General features: G+C 44.8%; 12 protein-coding genes and 1 pseudogene. 6 read left to right on the top strand and 7 right to left on the bottom strand.

What is annotated here, in order from left to right; all coding sequences use genetic code 11:
* The 3 genes from QUA83_RS21580 to QUA83_RS21570 form a co-directional block, all read right to left on the bottom strand.
* The coding region (locus QUA83_RS21580; protein WP_333295707.1) for a tetratricopeptide repeat protein at positions 1-2,327 on the bottom strand (2,327 nt) is incomplete at its 3' end.
* Positions 2,328-3,659 carry an ATP-binding protein gene (locus QUA83_RS21575; RefSeq protein ID WP_333295705.1) on the bottom strand — a complete coding sequence of 444 codons (1,332 nt, stop codon included), beginning with the start codon at positions 3,657-3,659 and terminating at the stop codon, positions 2,328-2,330. It abuts the gene before it with no gap.
* Positions 3,660-4,046: 387 nt separating this feature from the next.
* A complete protein-coding gene (locus QUA83_RS21570) occupies positions 4,047-4,844 on the bottom strand; it encodes a cation diffusion facilitator family transporter (protein ID WP_333295702.1) in 798 nt (265 codons plus the stop codon).
* 55 nt (positions 4,845-4,899) lie between these two features.
* On the opposite strand from QUA83_RS21570, the gene hpsU reads away from it, so the two are divergent.
* Positions 4,900-5,577 carry a hormogonium polysaccharide biosynthesis acetyltransferase HpsU gene (gene hpsU / locus QUA83_RS21565; protein WP_333295701.1) on the top strand — a complete coding sequence of 226 codons (678 nt, stop codon included), beginning with the start codon at positions 4,900-4,902 and terminating at the stop codon, positions 5,575-5,577.
* Between the two features lie 19 nt (positions 5,578-5,596).
* On the opposite strand, the gene QUA83_RS21560 is transcribed toward hpsU, so the two are convergent.
* Both QUA83_RS21560 and QUA83_RS21555 read right to left on the bottom strand, forming a co-directional pair.
* Complete coding sequence (locus QUA83_RS21560; protein WP_333295700.1) at positions 5,597-6,925, bottom strand: response regulator; 1,329 nt, start codon at positions 6,923-6,925, stop codon at positions 5,597-5,599.
* 5 nt (positions 6,926-6,930) lie between these two features.
* Complete coding sequence (locus QUA83_RS21555; protein WP_333295699.1) at positions 6,931-11,418, bottom strand: PAS domain S-box protein; 4,488 nt, start codon at positions 11,416-11,418, stop codon at positions 6,931-6,933.
* Positions 11,419-12,546: 1,128 nt separating this feature from the next.
* Here QUA83_RS21555 and QUA83_RS21550 point away from each other — a divergent pair.
* Together QUA83_RS21550 and QUA83_RS21545 are read left to right on the top strand one after the other, a co-directional pair.
* Positions 12,547-13,902 carry a mechanosensitive ion channel domain-containing protein gene (locus QUA83_RS21550; protein WP_333295698.1) on the top strand — a complete coding sequence of 452 codons (1,356 nt, stop codon included), beginning with the start codon at positions 12,547-12,549 and terminating at the stop codon, positions 13,900-13,902.
* 10 nt (positions 13,903-13,912) lie between these two features.
* Positions 13,913-15,073 carry a flagellar assembly protein H gene (locus QUA83_RS21545; protein WP_333295697.1) on the top strand — a complete coding sequence of 387 codons (1,161 nt, stop codon included), beginning with the start codon at positions 13,913-13,915 and terminating at the stop codon, positions 15,071-15,073.
* 89 nt (positions 15,074-15,162) lie between these two features.
* Here QUA83_RS21545 and QUA83_RS21540 read toward each other — a convergent pair whose 3' ends face one another.
* Positions 15,163-15,771 carry a TetR/AcrR family transcriptional regulator gene (locus tag QUA83_RS21540; RefSeq protein ID WP_333295696.1) on the bottom strand — a complete coding sequence of 203 codons (609 nt, stop codon included), beginning with the start codon at positions 15,769-15,771 and terminating at the stop codon, positions 15,163-15,165.
* Between the two features lie 115 nt (positions 15,772-15,886).
* Here QUA83_RS21540 and QUA83_RS21535 point away from each other — a divergent pair, with 115 nt between their 5' ends.
* The 3 genes and pseudogenes from QUA83_RS21535 to QUA83_RS21525 all read left to right on the top strand — a co-directional run bounded on the left by QUA83_RS21535 (position 15,887) and on the right by QUA83_RS21525 (position 19,611).
* Entirely contained in the window at positions 15,887-17,314 is a 1,428-nt protein-coding gene (locus tag QUA83_RS21535; RefSeq protein WP_333295694.1) for an HlyD family efflux transporter periplasmic adaptor subunit, read from the top strand.
* Between the two features lie 148 nt (positions 17,315-17,462).
* Positions 17,463-18,646 (top strand): annotated as a pseudogene (gene devC / locus QUA83_RS21530) (ABC transporter permease DevC).
* A gap of 248 nt (positions 18,647-18,894) precedes the next feature.
* On the top strand, positions 18,895-19,611 hold the full coding sequence (locus QUA83_RS21525) for a DevA family ABC transporter ATP-binding protein (protein WP_333295693.1): 717 nt from the start codon (positions 18,895-18,897) through the stop codon (positions 19,609-19,611).
* Between the two features lie 80 nt (positions 19,612-19,691).
* Here QUA83_RS21525 and QUA83_RS21520 read toward each other — a convergent pair whose 3' ends face one another.
* Positions 19,692-20,708 (bottom strand): glycoside hydrolase family 104 protein, encoded by a 1,017-nt coding sequence (locus QUA83_RS21520; RefSeq protein ID WP_333295692.1) that lies wholly within the window; start codon positions 20,706-20,708, stop codon positions 19,692-19,694.
* Positions 20,709-20,808: the final 100 nt, after the last annotated feature.

The raw sequence follows: 20,808 nt of genomic DNA, 5'->3' as shown, positions 1-20,808 counted from the left end.
TTATTTTGCGTCTGGGCCCATTTTTCGGGAAAGGCATCGCGGGTGTAGACGGTTAATGCAGCAGTGAAATATGCGATAGCCAGTTCGATATTCTCTGCTTTCTCTCCCCTGATTCTGTTACTGTAGGCAAGTCCCAGATTATTTTGCGTCTGGGCCCATTTTTCGGGAAAGGCATCGCGGGTGTAGACGGTTAATGCAGCAGTGAAATATGCGATCGCCAGTTCGATATTCTCTGCTTTCTCTCCCCTAATTCTGTCACAGTAGGCTGTTGCTAGATTATTTTGCGTCTGGGCCCATTTTTCGGGAAAGGCCTCGCGGGTGCGGACGGATAATGCAGCAGTGTAAGATGCGATCGCCAGTTCGATATTCTCTGCTTTATCTCCCCTAATTCTGTTACGGTAGGCTTCTCCCAGATTATTTTGCGTCTGGGCCCAATCTTGGGGAAAGGCATCGCGGGTGTAGACGGTTAATGTCGCAGTGAAATATCCGATCGCCAGTTCGATATTCTCTGCTTTCTCTCCCCTAATTCTGTCACAGTAGGCTTCTCCCAGATTATTTTGCGTCTGGGCCCAATCTTGGGGAAAGGCATCGCGGGTGTAGACGGTTAATGCAGCAGTGTAAGATGCGATCGCCAGTTCGATATTCTGTGCTTTATCTCCCCTAATTCTGTCACAGTAGGCATTTGCCAAATTATTTTGCGTCGTTGCCCAATACTCGGGAAAGGCATCGCGGGTGCGGACGGTTAATGCAGCAGTGCAAGATGCGATCGCAACTTCGATATTCTCTGCTTTGTCTCCCCTAATTCTGTATAAATAGGCATTTGCTAGATTATTTTGCGTCTGGGCCCAATCTTGGGGAAAGGCATCGCGGGTGCGGACGGTTAATGCCGCAGTGTAAGATGCGATCGCCATTTCGATATTCTCTGCTTTCTCTCCCCTAATTCTGTTAGAGTAGGCAACTCCCAGATTATTTTGCGTCATTGCCCAATTTTCGGGAAAGGTATCGCGGGTGTAGACGGATAATGCAGCAGTGTAAAATGCGATCGCCAGTTCGATATTCTCTGCTTTCTCTCCCCTAATTCTGTCAGAGTAGGCATTTGCTAGATTATTTTGCGTCGCTGCCCAATTTTCGGGAAAGGCATCGCGGGTGTAGACGGTTAATGCCGCAGTGTAAAATGCGATCGCCAGTTCGATATTCTCTGCTTTCTCTCCCCTAATTCTGTTAGAGTAGACAACTCCCAGATTATTTTGCGTCATTGCCCAATTTTTGGGAAAGGTATCGTGGGTGTAGACGGTTAATGCCGCAGTGTAAGATGCGATCGCCTCTTCCAAGTTACTCGCACGATCGCCTTGACGATATTGTGGGTAAAGATTCCCCAGTCGCCCCAAAGCAGCCGCCTCTCGTAGGCGATCTTTCAAATTCCTAGCAATTTCTAAAGACTGCTGATAGGGTTCAAATACCCGTTCCCACAATCCTAAGTCACTGTAAATATCACCTAACTGTAACAAAGTGTCAGATTGCGCCTGGGGTAAGTTCAATTTTTCTTGTAAGGCGAGTGACTTGTCAAAGAAATGAATTGCCCGATCGATCTCCTGTGAATAATCCTGTGCTTGGCGCGTCTTTACCCGATTTGCATAAGCATTAGCAACTCGATTGTATAGGGTTGCTAATGCAGGAGTTTCCCTAGCTTGTTTCTCCAGATTTTCAACCTGTTCTAACAGTTCATCTAGGGGTAAACTCAGTTTGCTCTCTGCTTCAATCAGCAGAGAACTTTCCCCAGTCGTGTTAACCACACCCGTTTCTGGCACCGCAGGCGACAGAAATCGAAATACGCCGCTGCGCCAACTCCAAAAATCCGGCGCTTCCAGACTCAAGCGACTCAGAATAGTTGGTGTTACCCAAAGTACGATCGGAAAAGGAAACTCCCGCAACCCCTCCCGCGTCCATTGCAAATAGCCGAAAAAACGGCTTAACTCCGACTGATGGTTAGAGTCAGCTTGTGACACACTATCCCTCAAAGCCTCCGTTCCCGTTACAGTAATTGCGGCTGAGGCGTGGGGCGCTTTTAACTCTGGGTAATCATTGACAAGTTGCTCCAACGCCGCTCTCAGGCTAGGTTCCTTTTGATTCAAAACCACGCGATAACTGGGGATATGGGGAGCAAGTTCTGCCTCGTAACGATTAATAATCTGGGTTTGAAAATCTCCCGGTTTACAGGAGGCAATCAACAATGACAATACACCTTGACTTGCTTCAATTAAAGAGACAAGGCCATCGTAACTATCCTCATTGATCGATCGATCGTCCGCGCTCTCACTGTTGAGCATTTATCCTGTCACTCCGATTAACCCACGTTTCTGCAATATTTCCTGAACTACTGGATGGACTCCAAACCACAAATCAGCATTGCGATATTCTAGGATGTAGAGGTTATGCAATAAATCTAAGAAATCCTGATCCATCCCATCGTTTGGTAAATAATTTTGGTATACATCCACTAGAATTTGATAACGGTTTTGTCCAAGGGGTTCTGTTAAATTAATCCGATATTCGGTAATAGCATCTTTTAAAATTTCAGACGTGATTATCAAATCTTGTTTCTCAGGTGTGCGACGTAACTGCCTCAAACATAACCCACAGGACTGACTAGCCAAACGAATAAATTCCCGCAATGCCCCACCACTTTTGACGATCATCATCTGAGTTGCTTCCGGCTCAATCAAATGCTTGGGAAGTCGCTTGTAAAGAATTTGTTCAAATACTTTTACAGCTTCTTGGACAGGAGAAGCATTTGGAACTCTATCTTCTCCACGCGGAAACAACTTTGTCGCCCACATGGATTGAATCTTATTATTGGTAGCATTATGAATAATTCCTCGCAACGACATATCTCGTGTCGCTGCCATTGGAATTGTATAAATAATCCGAAACTGAGGCTGAAATAACGCACTAATATTATTTCGATAAACACGATCTACTATCTCTAAATCGAGTTTATCAAGATCGTCAATCACGACCATAATTTCTTGTCCGCACCCTGCTTGAATCGCACTAGCAATATCGTTAATCCGATCTACCAAGTCGGAAATACGTCTCGAAAACTCAATCGTTATTTCCTCACGAATCACAGAGTTTGCTTTCAAAGTTGCTTTCAACTTGGCAAAGAATTTCACAAACAAAGCATTTACACCAGCTTCTCCACTCGTTTCTAGCTCAATGCTAGAATCCACTGAACTTCCCTCTGTTCGAGTATGCTTACTAAACCACTTATAAAAAGCTTTTTTTGTTTGAGAACCGATTTTGATATGGCGTTCTTCTGCTGCTTCCATAAGCTGTACTGCCATAGCAAACAAAATATTGACATGATTCACATCTGACATTTCAATCAGGTCAGAGATGGAAAAGAACACGACAAAGTAGCGATTCTGCGTGTGCTGGCAAAACTGACCCAGCAATGTTGATTTGCCTGACCCACGATGCCCCGTAAAAATAATTTTGTTATTGTCCTGTGAGCAATCTTCAACCAAATGCTCCAATTCTTCTAAAATCTCAGTACCATATTCCACATGAAATTTATTCAGTTGCTCTGGGGTGATCAAAGGAAGTAACTGAAGATTCTGGAAGGCTGTTCGGAAGGATTCCAGGCGGTCGTTGGTCATAGGAAATATTATATATGGACTATAATTCTTAGTTTATCACAATGCCCTGTAATCTCACCCCTCTACTGCTCGTTCTTGGCTTTTCCTTTCCAGTCTCTGCCAACTGTGCCCCTACTTTCTTGAAACTTGCAGAAACCCCCACCTAATTCAGCAGTTCTGAGTTGCCTGTCAATTGTGGGTTTCTTCACCGTTGAGGCAATTGAGCAGGGTGTTAATTAATGGCAGGTAGGCTTGAGCGCGGTTTTATTTTATTGTGGGGAGTTGTCAATTACACCGCTCTTTATCTTATCATAATTAGGGGAAGGTTCTCCAGCTCACTTCACAAAACTTTGATTTTTTACCGCTGATGTGGGCGGATATACGCAGATAGACGCAGATGAAGAGATATTATTTGATGAGTTCTTCGAGGGATGGAAAAAGTAATTTTTCTGCGCTCACTTTTTCGCAATCGCAAGGCTGTTGACTTGCGGATATTGCTGATACTTTTCCTAGCAGCAATTGGATGCTTTCGATTAGCAATGGTAGAGTTAATAAAATAATTGATGCAGAGACTAGCAAGCTAATTAAGCCGTCAGCCCAATTCCAGTGCAGCCACGCTACGGCGATCGCAGCTAAAATTACTCCAACCGACGAAAATATGTCGGCGACTGCGTGCAGAAATGCGCTTTTGAGGTTCAAGTCACCGTGACAGCAGGAATGCAAGCAACAAGCATTAATCGAGTTGATGCTTAAACCGACTATGGCGGTAATTAACATCGGGAGCCCTTCTACTTCGGGAGTTGGAGACTGCAAACGGGCGATCGACTCGGCGGCAATCCAAAGGGCGATCGCTACTAAACTGATACTATTAATTAAAGCAGCAATGATTTCTCCTCGTTCAGGGATTGACGATTGTGCGATCGTACAATCTACGGATTTACTTTTGCGTTTGACTGAGGAGTACCAAGTCGCTGTCAAAGTTATTGCTAAAGCTGCTACATCTGAAAAAACGTGACCCGCATCTGCTAATAGGGACAAACTATGAGAATTAAGTGCGGCGATTAGCTCTGCTACAAAAAAGCTGCTAAGCAGTACCAATGCTGTTTGTAAAAGTCGCACTTTGCCAATTCTGGGATTTGTATTCTCGCATTGTGCGATATCCTTGGCGTTTTCCGAGTCAAAATTGTCCCTAACTAGAAATGTCATGCAGCAGTCCTTAAGGTTAAACTCGATTTTAAATTAAACATTAAATTAACTATCAATGACCGATTATATACCAAATTCCCACCAAGATCCGGAAAATCCGCTCGCAAATTCCCGAAATTATGAAATAAACGATCGTCCAATTAGCGACAATCACGCAAATACTTTGACAGGCGAATCTTTAGTTGATTTGCGCCGCTACGATCAATCAAAGTTCGATCGAGGAAAGCCTACTTGGCTAATTTTAGTTTGGTGGTTCGTCCAGGCGATCGCATTTCCTCTCACTCCACACCCTTTTAACGGCATCAGAAGGGGGCTGCTGCGGTTATTTGGAGCGAAAATAGGTCGGGGTGTGATCATTCGCCCCACGGCTCGTTTTACCTATCCTTGGAAAATTGCAATCGGCGATTACAGTTGGATCGGAGATGATGTTGTATTTTACAGTCTCGATCGAATTGCGATCGGCAAACACTGCGTCATTTCTCAAAAAAGCTACCTCTGCACCGGCACTCATGACCCTCAAGACCCAGCCTTTGGCTTAATCACAGCACCTGTGATCATTAATAACGGCGTTTGGATTGCCGCCGACTGCTTCATTGGCCCTGGTGTAGAAATCGGTGCTAACGCTTTAATCGGAGCTCGCAGCAGCGTCTTTAAAAATATGCCAGCTAGCTTTATTTGCACAGGAACACCTTGTCGTCCCCGCTGTCAGCGAGAAATTAACCAAAGTTCGTAAGAGAAATTGTACCAGGAAACTAAGCAGCTTTACAAGCTTGCTGCCGAATAGGAATTTCAATGACGAATTCTATTCCCTTTCCTAATCCAGGCTGGCAGTATAATCTGCCACCATGCTTTTCAACGATAATTTGGTAACTAATAGATAACCCCAACCCAGTTCCTTTACCTATGGGTTTGGTTGTAAAAAAAGGGTCAAATAGTTTCGGTTGTAAACTTTCGCAAACTCCCCGACCATTGTCACTAATATAAATAGCAACCCAATTCTCGTCAATTACTTTTGTAGCAATTTGAATGCGGTTATTGTGTTGTTTAATTTCTGCAAAGGAACGCTGCTGATTCGATTCCTCTAAAGCATCAATGGCATTGGAAATAATATTCATGAACACTTGATTTAATTGTCCGGCATGGCATTCTACTGGTGGAAGCTGACCGTACTTTTTTATTAATTCAATCTCAGGATGCTCTGGTTTGGCTTTTAAACGATGATGCAGGATGGTGAGTGTACTATCAATTCCTTCATGAATATTTACAGATTTCACCTCTGCCTCATCTAGGCGAGAAAAGATTCGCATAGACTTAACAATCTCCTGGATGCGCTGCGTTCCTAAGTTGATTGAGTTAAGAACTTTGATAAAATCTTCCTCCACAAATTCCAGTTCTATTTCATCCATTGCTGCTTGAATCCGAGGGGTGGGATTTACATAATCTTCTTGATAGAGATGTATTATTTTTAGTAAGTTATGAGCGTACTCTTGGGCATAACCCAGATTGCCAGAGATGAAATTTATAGGGTTGTTTATTTCATGAGCAATCCCAGCCGCCATTTGCCCTAAGCCGGACATTTTTTCGCTTTGGATTAACTTAAGTTGCATTTGTTGTAAATCTTCATAGGCTTGGCTAACCTCTAAAACTTTTTGCTCCAATAATGTATTTTTTTCCTCTAATTTGTCAGCTAGAACATGAAGCTTTAAATGCAGCTTGACGCGAGCTAATACTTCCTCCTGTTGGAAAGGTTTGGTAATATAATCTACAGCCCCAAGCTTAAACCCCTCAACTTTATTAGCCGTATCCGAGAGCGCAGTCATAAATATAATGGGAATCTGTTGAGTTTCTGGATTAGCCTGTAATCGACGACAGGTTTCAAATCCATCAATCTCTGGCATCATGACATCTAACAAGATTAGATCTGGGAGAGCATATTTGACTCGCTCTAGTGCCATCTTTCCAGATTTCGCGACCCGAACTTCAAATCCTTCCTGACTTAAGGCATCAGATAAGACCCCCAAGTTTGCTGAATTGTCATCAACTATAAGGATTGTACCATTTGCTTGAATTTCTGAATTCATAAACCTTACTTGTAGGACTGAATAAACGTTAAAATCTCTTCGTCTTGAAAGTCCTTTGCCATCTGATGCAATCTTTTAGCAAAGGGAATGTATTGGGGATCTATTTGTTCCAGTAATACCGCCTGCTTAACTATTTCTAGGAAATTTCCCTTCATAGCCAGTTCGTATAGCATTTCCATTTGTGTAGCAGGCGGGGCAATTAGCTCATCGTTGTCTGATGCGATCGCCTGTGGATCTTCATTAGCTTCATAAACCCATTCCAAATCAAGATACTGTTGTAATTTTTGCAGGAGTTCTGTTGCCTGAATAGGTTTGGGAATAAAGGTGTTGCCTCCGGCTTCTAAACTTCTGTATTGATCGGTTTCAAATACGCTGGCAGAAGACACAATAATGATGATGTCTTTGAAATTTTCCGATTCTCGAACCCGCTTAATTAGCTCGAAGCCATCTAGTTCGGGCATTAATAAGTCGGTAACAATTAAATCTGGCTGCACCTCTATAATTTTTTCCCAGCCTTCCTGCCCATCGTTCGCTTCAGACACCTCAAAGCCGAGCGGACTGAGCAAATTGTTAATTACCGAACGGTTAGCCCATTTGTCATCAATAACCACAATCTTAGGTTGGCGGTCTTTGATGCCGATAATCTGCCCGCGATGGTCGATTTGAGATGTTTTCACCCATTCGTCGGCTTGAGATAGATTGACATCAAACCAGAAAATACTGCCAACATTAATCTCACTTTGAACCTGAATGGTACTGCCCATTAGTTCTACAATCCTTTTGCTAATTGCCAGTCCCAATCCCGTACCTTCCGTCTGCCGTCTGCGATCTCCTACCTGCTCGAAGGGCTGAAAGATAGCTTGGAGTTGATCCTGTGCAATGCCGGTACCTGTATCGCGTATTTCAAAGCGAATTTTTCCTTCTGTGGCAAAACTGACTATAAAAGTAACACTGCCCTCATCCGTAAATTTAATAGCGTTGCTTAAAAGATTAATTAACACTTGTCGCAAGCGTTTTTCATCCGCACGAATACCGATCGGGAGTTCGGGGCTTGATGGAAAATGAAAGTGAATTCCCTTTAGTTCAGCTCGGATGCGACACATTTCTGCGACACCTTGCAGGAACGCCGGAAAATGAAAATCGGTGGGCATTAGTTCCACTTTCTGTGCTTCAATCTTCGACAAATCGAGAATATCATTGATTAAGGTCAGTAAATGGGAACCGCACTGATAAATAACATCAATGCGCGATCGCTCTTCTTCATTCAATAATTTGGAACGCTGAAGAATCTGTGCGTATCCCATGATGCCATTAAGCGGAGTCCGCAATTCATGGCTCATGTTAGCAAGAAATTCACTTTTCGCCCGACTAGCAGCTTCTGCGGCTTCCTTGGCTTTTGCCATTACGAATTCCGCTTGTTTGCGATCGTGGATATCGGTGCAAGTGCCAACCCACTCCCGGATGCTGCCATCTTCATTCAGAATAGGTACGCCTCTACCTTGGAAATAACGATAGTTTCCATCCGCTGCGCGGATTTGGTATTCTATGTCATACATACTTTTCGTTTGCACTGCTTCCATCCACGCCTGATTCGTTCGTTCGCGATCGTCCGGGTGAATTGCATCTAACCAGCCAAAACCAACCACCTCCTCTACGGTTTGTCCGGTGTAAGCTCTCAGAGTCGGCATATCCGGGCATCGCCCCTCAGAATCGCCTGTCCAGACAATTTGGGACGTAGCAAGGATTAGCGATCGATAGCGTTCTTCGCTTTGTTTGATCGCATCTTCCGCTTGTTTGCGATCGTGGATATCGCTGGAAGTGCCAATCCACTCCCGGATGCTGCCATCTTCGTTCAGAATTGGCACGGCTCTAGCTTGAAAATAACGATAGTTTCCATCCGCCCCTCGGATGCGATATTCCATGTCATACAGGCTTTTCGTTTGCACTGCTTCCATCCACACCTGATTGGTTCCTTCGCGATCGTCCGGGTGAATGGCATCTAACCAGCCAAAACCAACCACCTCCTCTACGGTTTGTCCAGTGTAAGCTCTGAAAGTTGGTATATCTGGGCATCTTCCTTCTGCATCCGTTATCCAGACCATTTGGGACGTAGCAGCGATTAGCGAACGATAGCGTTCTTCGCTCTGTTTTAGAGCATCTTCGGCTTGTTTGCGATCGCTAATATTTCGTGTTATGGCGATGATGCCGAGGATATTACCATTAGCATCCCGCCAAGGAGCTTTTGTAGTTAAAAAGGTTGTAGACGTTTCATCATCAGAAGAGATATCTTCCTCGTAACTCTCAGTGATTCCTGCTACCATGACTTGGCGATCTTTTGCCATCATTGCATGGGCAGTGTCAGGCGACATTAATTCCAAATCATCTTTGCCGATGATTTCCTCAATGGACTTGCCTAGGAAGTTTGCCACATTGGAGTTAATGGCAACATAACGACTTTCCGTATCTTTGACTACAATGATGTCTGGCGTACTTTCCAAAATAGAGTTTAGCAGTGCATTACGATCGCGCAGAGCTTCTTCAGCTTGTTTGCGATCGCTAATGTTTCGTGCTATGGCGATCATGCCGAGAATATTGCCCTGAGCGTCCCGCCAAGGGGCTTTTGTCGTTAAAAAAGAAGTGGTGATCTTACCATTAGAAACATCTTCTTCGTAGGTTTCAGTAATGCCTGCTTCCATGATCTCGCGGTCTTTTGCCATTATTGGAACGGCAGCAGCAGGGGGAAGGAGTTCCGAATCATCTTTACCCAGGATCTCCTCAATGGGTTTACCGTAAAAGGAGGTTGCCCCATTGGAATTAAGGGCAACATATCGGCCTGCCCGGTCTTTAACAACTATTATGTCTGGCGTACTTTCCAAGATAGAGCTCAGCAAGACGTTGCGATCGCGCAGCGCAGCTTGCTGTTGGCGCAGAGCTTCTTCAGCTTGTTTGCGATCGGTAATATCTGTATTAGCCCCAATCCATTCCCGAATTGAACCATCCGCATTCAGTAGTGGTATACCACGACAACTCATGTACCGATATTCGCCGTCATAGCGGCGCATACGTAATTCATCTTCATAGAGCGAGCGATTGGCCACGGCAGCCGACCATATACTAGCAACATGAGCGCGATCGTCTGGGTGGATCGTGTCGAGCCAGCCCCATCCCTTGTACTCATCAAATGTCAGTCCTGTAAATGCACCTAAAGTAGGTTGCTCGCTGGCCAATTCGCCCTCAGAATTACCGATCCAAATACTTTGAGCGGTAGCTTCGATCAAAGAACGAAATCGTTCTTCACTTTGTTTTAGGACATCTTCTGCCTTTTTGCGATCGCGAATATCCCGCGTAATAGTGGCAATCCCTACGGGTTCATTAGTCTCTGGATGTTTAATCAGAAATAGGGTGTAATCTACCAGGATGGGTTGACCTGTCTGGAAATGTCTGAAGCGGAAATCACTCCGCCAACTTCCCTCTTGCATTATTGCAGGCATAATAGACTGCTGTACGAAGTCCAAATCTTCTGGCATGAAGAAGTTGGTAATGTGTTTGGTTCTGGCTTCCTCCAAACTACTGAGTCCCACCAAATCCAGACCAGCCTGATTCACTAGCATCGGGCGACCATCCATTGAGGCCACGCCAATAAAGTCACGGCTATTCTCGATCGTTGTAGCAAGCAATTGCCGTTCTTCCTCTGCTTTTTTGCGATCGCGAATATCCCGCACAATAGTGGAGATAAACTCAACTTCACCCGCTGCGGTTTTGTGAACGATCAAAACTTGGGAGACTGGAATTTCTTCTCCATCGCGTGACAAAAATAGGATTTCACCAGCCCAACTACCTTCTCGCAAGGCGCTGGGAATTATTTCGTTGTGGAACTTTGCTTTTGCCGAGGGAGCTAATACAGAATCTATAGTAAATGGCGATCGTGTTTCCTCTGGGGACATCCCCAGCATTTCCTGTCCGGCTTTGTTGAGATAGACGCTATGCCCAGCCGCATCACAAACTCCTACTAAGTCGGAAGTTGCTTCCAAAATTGCCGTCAGTCGTGCCTGCTTTTGTTCTGCCCGCTTGCGATCGGTAATTTCAATTACAATCCCACCAAGACCAAAAACGATGCCATTTTCATCCAACAAAGGATAGTAAGATGCTTGCCAGTAGCGCAGGATGCCCGGTTCTTTCGGCGTTTCACCCACTAATTCATAGTCGAGAATTGCCTTGCCCGTATCCAGAATGCCTTGCAGCATTGGTTCCACAGTCGCAGCCAATTCTGGCAGCACTTCACGCACTGACCTACCAATATGGTCTGCCACACAAACGCCATTCATCTGGGCCAAAACTTCGTTAATTTGGACATACCGGAGTTGGCGGTCAAAAATCAGCATTCCGGCATTGGCACCTGCAAAAAAAGCGTCGAAGTGAGCCTGTCGCAATACCTGTGCTGTTGTGCTCTCTTGCTGTGGCGGTTGGGTTTTCTCTGGTGGGAATTTGCTCATGTTGGCTCGTGCATTTCAGCTTTTATTCTAGAACTTCTGTCCAATTGTGCGATCGCAAGGTTTTCGTTGCCTCCAATTTTGGTACTGAAGAAAACGTTCAGTAGCGCCACCATTAGGCTTTCAATCTGCGATATATGTATCCCTTACGACACTATGTTCCTTAATTATTCGGATGTATTGCCCTGAATTTCTATTGCTCATCAATTCTATCCGTAGAACATTGGTCACAAGTTAACATAGGGAAGCATTTGTCTATCAGTAATTATGCTCAGCATTTACTTAGATTTTGGGTTGAGAACTTAGATTGGGGCGATCGAGGAATCATCTCTCGCACCATATTTATGCCCACCTACCCCCAAATCGCCAATTTTCCACTCCTAAACAAGCAGTATTTTCAGTAAAATTACGGATTGACAAATGCCATTAAGTTATTATATTTAATCCCCCATGTCGGTAGAATGCCAAGTATTCTTGGAACGTTATCAATTTTAGCTAGATCGGTTAAATTTTCACTTAGAAATACACAAGACGGACGCAAGTGGCCGAGTAATAGCAATATCTCTCCCACCAGTTAAAGTCATTGTAATACTTGGATATTTGAGTTGTCCACTTAAAGAGTCATTGAATAATCCCTGATTAAGTTGATAACGGGAGTTCAAAAAAAATTAGTGGAGAGTATGATAAACTCGAATCGAGTTAATGTTGACTAAAGTTACTAGAGTCATCACTTTAATAATAGATGAGTCGGCTCTCCTATCGCCAAAAAGTGGCACACTAACCGCAGGTCTGCGAAGACCAGGTATCCGAAAAATTGGCAATAAGGATAACTGCGTAGTATCAGAAAATACATATCTATGTAACGACTTCACTTTTTTTACTCTAAAAACAGGTTAAAATTTATGATAACGAGCTCAGTAGTTTATTTTTACATTGGGCACTGAGAACTTTATTTTTTACTACTACCCTTAAAAAATGACCACACAAAAAACCTTATTTCCTGAATTTAAAGTGAATACAATACCCGAAGAAGTATTAACACAGATCTCGCAAATATTTACCGCTACACTATTTAAAATAGGTGAAAATCCAGTATCCTTGCAGTCACTGGTGGAACTAATAGTGTTGTTTATGGCTATCCTTGTCATAGCACGCTCTTTTACAAATTTTCTTAAGGAACGCTTGCTAGTCAGACTGGGAATTGACGAGGGAAACCGGGAAGCAATCGCAGTAATTATTGGGTATTTAATAGTAGCTTTGGGGGTGATAGTCGCCATCCAAAGCATCGGCTTCAACCTCGCTTCTTTTGCAGTAGTTGCGGGGGGATTGGGAGTCGGAATTGGCTTCGGAATCCAAGATTTAACAACTAATTTTGTCAGCGGCTTAACGCTGCTTTTAGACAGGCCGGTGAAAGTCGGAGACTTTGTGGAATTAGAAGGATTAATGGGAATCGTCAAAAAAATCTCGATTCGATCGACCATCATCGAAACTACTGAAGACTCTAGCGTCATTGTTCCCAACAGCAAAATGATTAGCAACAAAATTGTTAACTGGAGTTACGAAAACTCCCTACTCTGTCTGCGAGTTCCCGTAGAAGTAGCCGAGAATAGTAACCCGCTGTTAGTGACAGAAACTCTGTTAAATATTGCTTACGCGGAAGCGGGAGTTTTGTACGAACCAAATCCGAAAGTATTGTTTGTCGAGTTTGGTGATGATAGTTTTAAATTTGAACTTTTAGTTTGGACAGACAGGCCGATTGAAAGAGAAATAATTAAAAGTTCTTTGAATTTTGCAATTGAATACAATTTCCGACACCAAAAGATTGAATTTCCGTTCAACAAGAGAGAAATTTATTTGCAAAACCCCGAAGTTCTGTTGTCAATGTTCAACAAAAAAGAAACTGCAATTGACCTCCCGAACAGTTACTCGGAAAATGAGGAAAAACCGCCAATTTTTGCCGAAAAACTGAAAAATCAATCGTCCCTTAGCTGTTTGCTACGAGAGGTGGAATACTTTGAAAACCTGACTGACCTTGAATTGCGGCAATTGATTGAAGTTGGATACCGCAAACGGCTGCGATCGCAAGAATATTTGTTTCACGAAAACGACCCAGGAGATGCTTTTTACATGATTCTTTCAGGTTCAGTAGAAGTTTTTGTAGAAGCTATTGACAAACATCTGAATAACCTCGGTAGTGGTCAGTTTCTCGGAGAACTTTCTTTGATGTTGGGAATCCCCAGAACTGCTTCGGTGAGAGCTTTGGAAGAAACAATTTTGTTTGCCATCAATAAAGAAGGTTTCCAGAAAGTTTTAACTGAACGACCGGATTTATCTGAACAGATTATTAAAGAAATAGTCAAACACAAAGAAGAACTCAGCGAGAGACAGAAATTATTGCGAGAAATGGAATTGGTAGATGCAGCAGAAGAGGATGAAAATCCTGTAGAATGGGTGAGAAAGCGGCTAAAAAATCTTTTTACTGTTTAAAATAATTTCTATGACGCGATTTATTCACGATCTCTTTGCCAAAGAATACCTGGAAGAATTGCTGTCTCCGCTTGGAACGGTTAATATTGGCCGCGATGTGGCTTCGGAAGTCCGAGAAATCGATGTTTACTTCACTCCCAGCACCGCAATTCCCGAATACTCAGAAACCCTGGGATTATTGGGAAAAATGGCAAACACAACGGCAATTTTTGAACCGTTTCGCAATCCGGCAAACGTCAGCGAAATTTGTAGCTGTCTGGGCAAGTTATTGGACGTGCGAGGTGAGTTGGAGCGAAAATTTAGGAGAGAAAATACTCGCTATGATGACGCTCAGTTACCCAAACTGTGGATTTTGATGCCCACAGCATCGAAAGCATTGGTAGATGGCTTTAATGCGATACCAGACACAGAGAATTGGATGCAGGGAATTTATTTTTTGGGGGAATCTTTGCGGACTGCAATTGTGGCGATTCACCAGTTGCCAGAAACTCCAGACACGCTGTGGTTGAGGATTTTGGGCAAAGGGGGAGTGCAGCAAAGGGCTATTTCCCAATTGAGCGCTTTAGCAACAGACGATCCGTTGCGGATTATCGCGCTAGAATTGCTGTATCGGTTACAGTCAAATTTAGTAACCGATGCGCCACAAGAATTAGAGCCAGAAGAGCGGGAGTTAATTATGGCCATTGCACCACTTTTTCAACAACAAATACAAGCCGCACAGCAACAAGCTAGAGAAGAAGGACTAGAACAGGGACTAGAACGAGGACTAGAGCAAGGACTAGAACGGGGACTAGAACAAGGGCTAGAACGAGGCAGACAAGAACAACAGCGCTTAATCTTAGAAAACTTTCTGGGAGTTAGATTTGGAGAATTAAGTCCCAAAATGACTGCTTTTCTATCTCCAATATCAAAGTTGGCGGCGGCGGAATTTACAGTGCTGTTGCTGGCAATATCGATGTTAACAGTCGATGAAACAGGGCGGGAAGCAGCGGTTAAATTGTTAGCTGAAAGTGTCTTGCAAATACGATCGCCTGAATTGGGCAATATTCTGCCTACAGCCGTTACTAATTTATTGGCATTGCCTGTGGCAGAATTGACATTGTTTGTAGAACAACTGCCACAGTTATCGGCGGAGCAATTGAGGGACAGGTTAGGAAAAACACCTGACTAGAACCTGCGATCGCAGCCATAAAGGGATCTCGCTCTTTATGGCATTTAAATAATCGTCAAATAAAATTCCTAGATTCTGTCGATCGCACTTTAGGAATTGGACTGCGGGCCTAAAATCAAGTGCAGCAGACCATCGATCAGTCGATCGCGCTCCATTGGGATAATCTCTTTACCGTGCATCATATGCTGCATTAACTGAAAATATACCAAAGCTCCGATAAAAATCCGCGCAGTTGCCTCCGGATCAGGCAATTTTAACTCTGGATGCGATGCCAAATATTCCGCTAGCCGCTCGATACCCGGTTTAGCTAAGTTTTTCACAAAAGTCTGCGCTAGCTGGGGAAAACGCCCTGATTCCGCAATCACTAACCTCACAAAATTGAGATATTCTGGTTCCTGGGTCGCCTGATCCAATATAGTTGTGGCAGCGAATCGCAGCGCTACGGCCGGTTCTTCATCCAGAACTGTAAAATGGACTTTTTTTCGCGCCAGCCGCTGTACCAAAGCCGCGAATAATCCTTCTTTATCTTGAAAATAGCTGTAAACCGTGGCTTTGGAAACTCCCCCCGTCTTCGCTACCTTGTCCATACTCGTCCCCGCGTAGCCGTGGGCTAAAAATTCTTGCATCGCACCTTGCAGGATTTGCTCGCTCTTGTCACCTCCTGCTGCGTCTGGTTCGATCGGTTTTGTCCTTGCCATACCTTGCTTCTGTAATTTTTATTTGGGATCTTGACATTTTTAGACTAAACGGTTTAGTATTAAAAGACATCGTAACTAAACCGTTTAGTTTTATTTTCTCACAAAGAGGTATGTCATGGTACACCAACCAACAGCAGACGGCTTATCCTCAAATCCATCCCTAGTTAAACAACTCCTAGTTGTGGCAGCAGTAGCAACCGTGGCGGCAGGGGGAACCACAGGCTACACGATCTGGCGATCGCGCATACCCGATCCCAACGCAGTAGCCGCAGCAGCAGCCGTCACAGCATCGCAATTAACCACAGTTACAGCCTTGGGGCGACTCGAACCCAGAGGAGAAGTAATTAAAGTCTCCGCCTCCGGTACGGCGGAAGGAAACCGGATCGATCGACTCCTGGTAAAAGAAGGAGACACAGTGAAAACAGGTCAGGCGATCGCAATTTTAGACAGTCGCGATCGCCTGCAAGCCGCCCTCGACCAAGCTCAAGAACAAGTGCGCGTCGCCGAGGCCAACCTAGCAAAAGTGAAAGCTGGAGCCAAAAACGGCGAAATTCAAGCCCAGAAAGCGACTATTGCCCGCTTACAAGCCGATCGCAGCAACGAAATCACAGCGCAACAGGCGATCGTGGCGCGTCTAGAAATCGATCGCAGCACCGAAATTGCAGCGCAACAAGCCACAATTGCTCGCATCAGGGCCGAACAACAAGGTGAAATTCAAACCCAACAAGCCACAATTGCCCGTCTACAAGCCGAACTCCGCAACGCCATAAGCGAGGATCAGCGCTACTCCCAACTGTATGAACAGGGAGCAATTTCCGCCTCAACTAGCGACAGCAAAAGCCTCGCAGCCGAAACCGCCCAACAGCAACTCAACGAAGGAAAGGCAAAACTGAATCAAATTCGCCAATCTCGCCAACAACAAATTAACGAAGCCCAAGCCAAACTAAATCAAATTCAACAATCCCGCCAACAGCAGATTAACGAAGCCCAAGCCAAACTCAGCCAAGTTGAGCAATCTCGACAACAGCAAATCGACGAAGCCAAAGCAAATCTCGATCGCATCGCCGAAGTGCGTCCCGTTGACATAGCAGCAGCCGCCGCCGAAGTCAGTGCCGCCGCTTCAGCAGCCAAACAAGCCAAAGCCAATCTGGATCTAGCTTACATCCGTGCTCCCAGAGACGCCCAAGTCCTGAAAATTCACACGCATCCGGGGGAAAAAGTGGGAAACGACGGCATTGTCGAACTGGGACAAACTCGCGAGATGCTGGCTGTTGCGGAAATCTACGAAAGCGACGTGGACAAAGTACGCCTCGGACAAACCGCCAAAATTACTAGCGATGCTTTGACCGGCGAATTGCGGGGAACTGTCGAACATATTGGTTTGCAAGTGCAGCGGCAAAACATTGTTAACACCGATCCTTCTGCGAATATTGATAGTCGAATTGTGGAAGTAAAAGTGCGCTTAGATGAAGCTTCCAGCCAGAAAGTAGCGGGATTAACTAATTTGCAAGTCAAAGTGGCGATCGGGGAAATTAAAAATTAACTAAAAAATGTTACTTTCTTCCCGGTAAAAAACTCTCTACTACTTCCTTTCTCTTCCTTCGTGTCCTTCGCGTCTTCGCGGTTCAATAATTACAGATTCTTTCAGTACCAAGAGAGTAAACCATCAATAATCCCACATCTAAAATCCTATGCTTGGACTCATCCAACCCTTACAACAATTAAGACGCAGAACTTCCCTCGGATGGCTGCAACTGAGTCACGACAAAGGGCGAATGCTCGTTGCAGTAGCCGGAATTGCCTTTGCAGACGTTTTGATGTTCATGCAACTAGGCTTCCAAAATGCGCTTTACACCAGCAATACCCGGCTGCACCAAAGCTTGGAAACAGACTTAGTTTTGATTCACCCCCAAGCGCGAAATTTGATTAATTTGTCTTCCTTCCCCGGCGCAGATTGTATCAAGCAATGAACGTACCGGGCGTAAAATCAGCCGAGCCACTTTACGTGAAAATTGCTAACTGGAAAAATCCCGAAACTCGGCGCGAAACGTCGCTGATGGTGGTGGGTTTCAATCCCGATCGCCCTGCGTTTGCGCTTCCCGAAGTTAACGAAAATTTGAGCGCGATTAAATTGCCGGATACCGTGTTGTTCGATCGAGCTTCTAGGGGAGACTACCAAGGGACGATCGCGCAAATCGCTGAGGGCAAAGTCGTTAAAGCTGAGGTAGAGCGACGCACGATTAACGTCAGCGGTTTATTCACAGTTGGAGCATCTTTTGCCGCCGACGGTATTTTGATGACTAGCGATCAAAATTACCTGCGCCTGTTTGCGAGACAAAACGCCGCGAGTGTTAATGCCGGATTAATTCAACTGCAACCCGGTGCTGACCCCGTGGAAGTTCAACAAGTTTTAAAAGCATATTTACCGCCGGATGTCAAGGTATTAACCAAACAAGAATTTATCGATTTTGAGAAAAACTATTGGGCTAAGAATACTGCGATCGGCTTTGTGTTTAATTTAGGCGTCGCGATGGGTTTTGTAGTTGGTGTCATTATTGTTTATCAAGTTCTCTCAACCGATGTCAGCGACCACATGGGAGAATACGCTACTTTCAAAGCGATGGGCTACCGCAATGTTTATTTACTGGGCATCGTTTTTGAAGAAGCTCTAATTCTTTCCCTCCTCGGTTTTTTGCCGGGAGTAGGAGTCTCTTTCGGACTCTACTCTTTAACTCGCAAAGCTACAAATTTACCCCTTTATATGACGCTGCTTAGAGCAGTTATAGTATTACTTTTGAACGTGATTATGTGTACTATTTCTGGAGCAATTGCTACTCGCAAGCTGCAAGCAGCCGATCCGGCAGATATGTTTTGAGGGGAAATGAAGAATAGAGTCGGAAGTACACTAAATCCGGGTTATAAACCCCTCAGACTAGGTGGTTGAAACCTTTCCTACACAAACGAAGTCCGCCTCCACAGACTAAACAACAAAGGGGGTATTAAACCCATATTTGGTATAAATTCCTGACTACAAACATATTTTTTGTAACTTTTCTGTTCTTTGTTTCTCTGCATTATATGCAACGAAAGCAATTTATTCTTAAACCTCAAACCAATTAAGTTATGAATTCTACTACTCTCTACCCAACAACCAACGCATTACAGATTTCTGCACCTATAATTGCCGCGCACCAACTCGACCACTACTTCGGTCAAGGTCAACTGCGAAAACAGGTACTTTTTGACATTAATCTCGACATTAATGCAGGTGAAATCGTGCTGATGACGGGGCCTTCTGGTTCGGGAAAAACTACGCTTTTAACTTTGATTGGCGGACTGAGATCCGGTCAATCGGGAAGTCTCAAAATTATCGGTCAAGAAATGTGCAAAGCGAGTTCAGACGAATTAGTAAAGGCGCGGCGCAAAATCGGCTATATTTTTCAGGCGCACAACTTGCACCGCAGTTTGACGGCGCTGCAAAACGTGCAGATGGGTTTGGAAGTTCACGGGAATTTGTCGCGTTCTCAAATGCGCGATCGCTCTGCAAAAATGCTAGAGTTAGTAGGACTGGAACAGCGGATTAACTATTATCCAGATGATTTGTCTGGAGGACAAAAACAAAGAGTTGCGATCGCCCGCGCTTTGGTCAGTCAACCGCAAATTGTTTTAGCTGACGAACCAACAGCCGCGCTGGACAGCAAATCCGGTCGCGAAGTTGTGAATTTGATGCAGCAACTAGCTAAAGAACAGGGTTGTACTATTTTGTTAGTAACCCACGATAACCGAATTTTGGATATTGCCGATCGCATCGTTCACATGGAAGATGGAAAATTAGCATAAATAGTTATTAGTTAGTTGTTATTTGTTGGTTGTTATTTGTTGGTTCTAATAACAAATAACAAATAACCCATAACAATGAACTAATTGCTAACAACCAATCCTTGCCGGTAAATCCCCAAATTTTGCAGGTACATTGCTTCGAGTTTGGGCATCGACGATTCCACAGAACCGCCATAACGGCGAAAAGAAGGCCAGATGTAAGCGAGTTTTCTGACTGCTGGCTCCAATCGACCCGCTTCTATATCTTCTAATGCACCTTTTTCTCGGATTAACTCTATAGCCATCAAATCTTGATTTTCTGGGCTGAAATCGCGGACGCCAAATTTTTTGGCAAATCTGTCCCAAGTGGTGCTGAGAAACTGATATCGCCCCGCTGCGTCGGAACAGAGTTTTTTGCCATAGCGGCGGCCGCATTTCATTTCCCTGGGATGATCCTGAAAGCTGACAAATTTCGTGCCGGTGTACTGGATGCGGTAGCCGTCGGGGCTAGCGGTTCCTTCGGCGGCGGCTATGGTGTCGAGAAAGGCTTTGACTCGAAGTTCGGGCGCGATGCTATCGAGTCTGTTATCCTGTATGGGTTCTGGTGAATTCAGGGTTGGAGTTTCGGGCGATCGATCGCGATCGATGTTATCCTCTCCTTTGTCTGGTGAATTGAGAGCCACAACTTCCGGCAGGCGTTGCGAGGCGGGCGAGCTTTCTGGCGAGACCGATTGTGCCCACAGCAGCCTCGGCGTCATTCGACCTAAGAAAAAGCACAAACAGATTAAGAAAGCCCAAGAGAGTTGAAAACGAAGGCGTTTGGAGCGATTCCGGCCCAGAACCGGCCACCGATGAAGGGGGAGTGTTGCGGGCAAAATTTTGGTTTGCTGGCCGAAGGCGAACAGCGATTTCAGCACTACCAAGGTTTGCTTGTAAAAACGCGGTGGAAGTTTCTGAGCTCTCATCGCTGCGGCGAAAGTTTCCACATCTGTCAGAGTAACTTGTGCCAGCGGTTTTGCGACAAACACTCGAAAATGGTTAGCCGCCTGCCAGCTAAAGCGCCGGTTGCGGGGGGATTTGCGGTTTACCCACAGGCGAATTAGCTCCATGTCTGACATAGGGAGCAGGTGGCGTCCCAGATGTTTTGATGCGTACAAAAGTACCTCCTGATATCAGTTCAGGTTGAAACATCCCAGTTTGTGGACTTGAGATTGGTTT

Source organism: Microcoleus sp. K1-B1, from assembly GCF_036704705.1.
Taxonomy (GTDB): domain Bacteria; phylum Cyanobacteriota; class Cyanobacteriia; order Cyanobacteriales; family Microcoleaceae; genus Microcoleus.
This window is presented reverse-complemented; position numbering and strand designations above follow the sequence as displayed.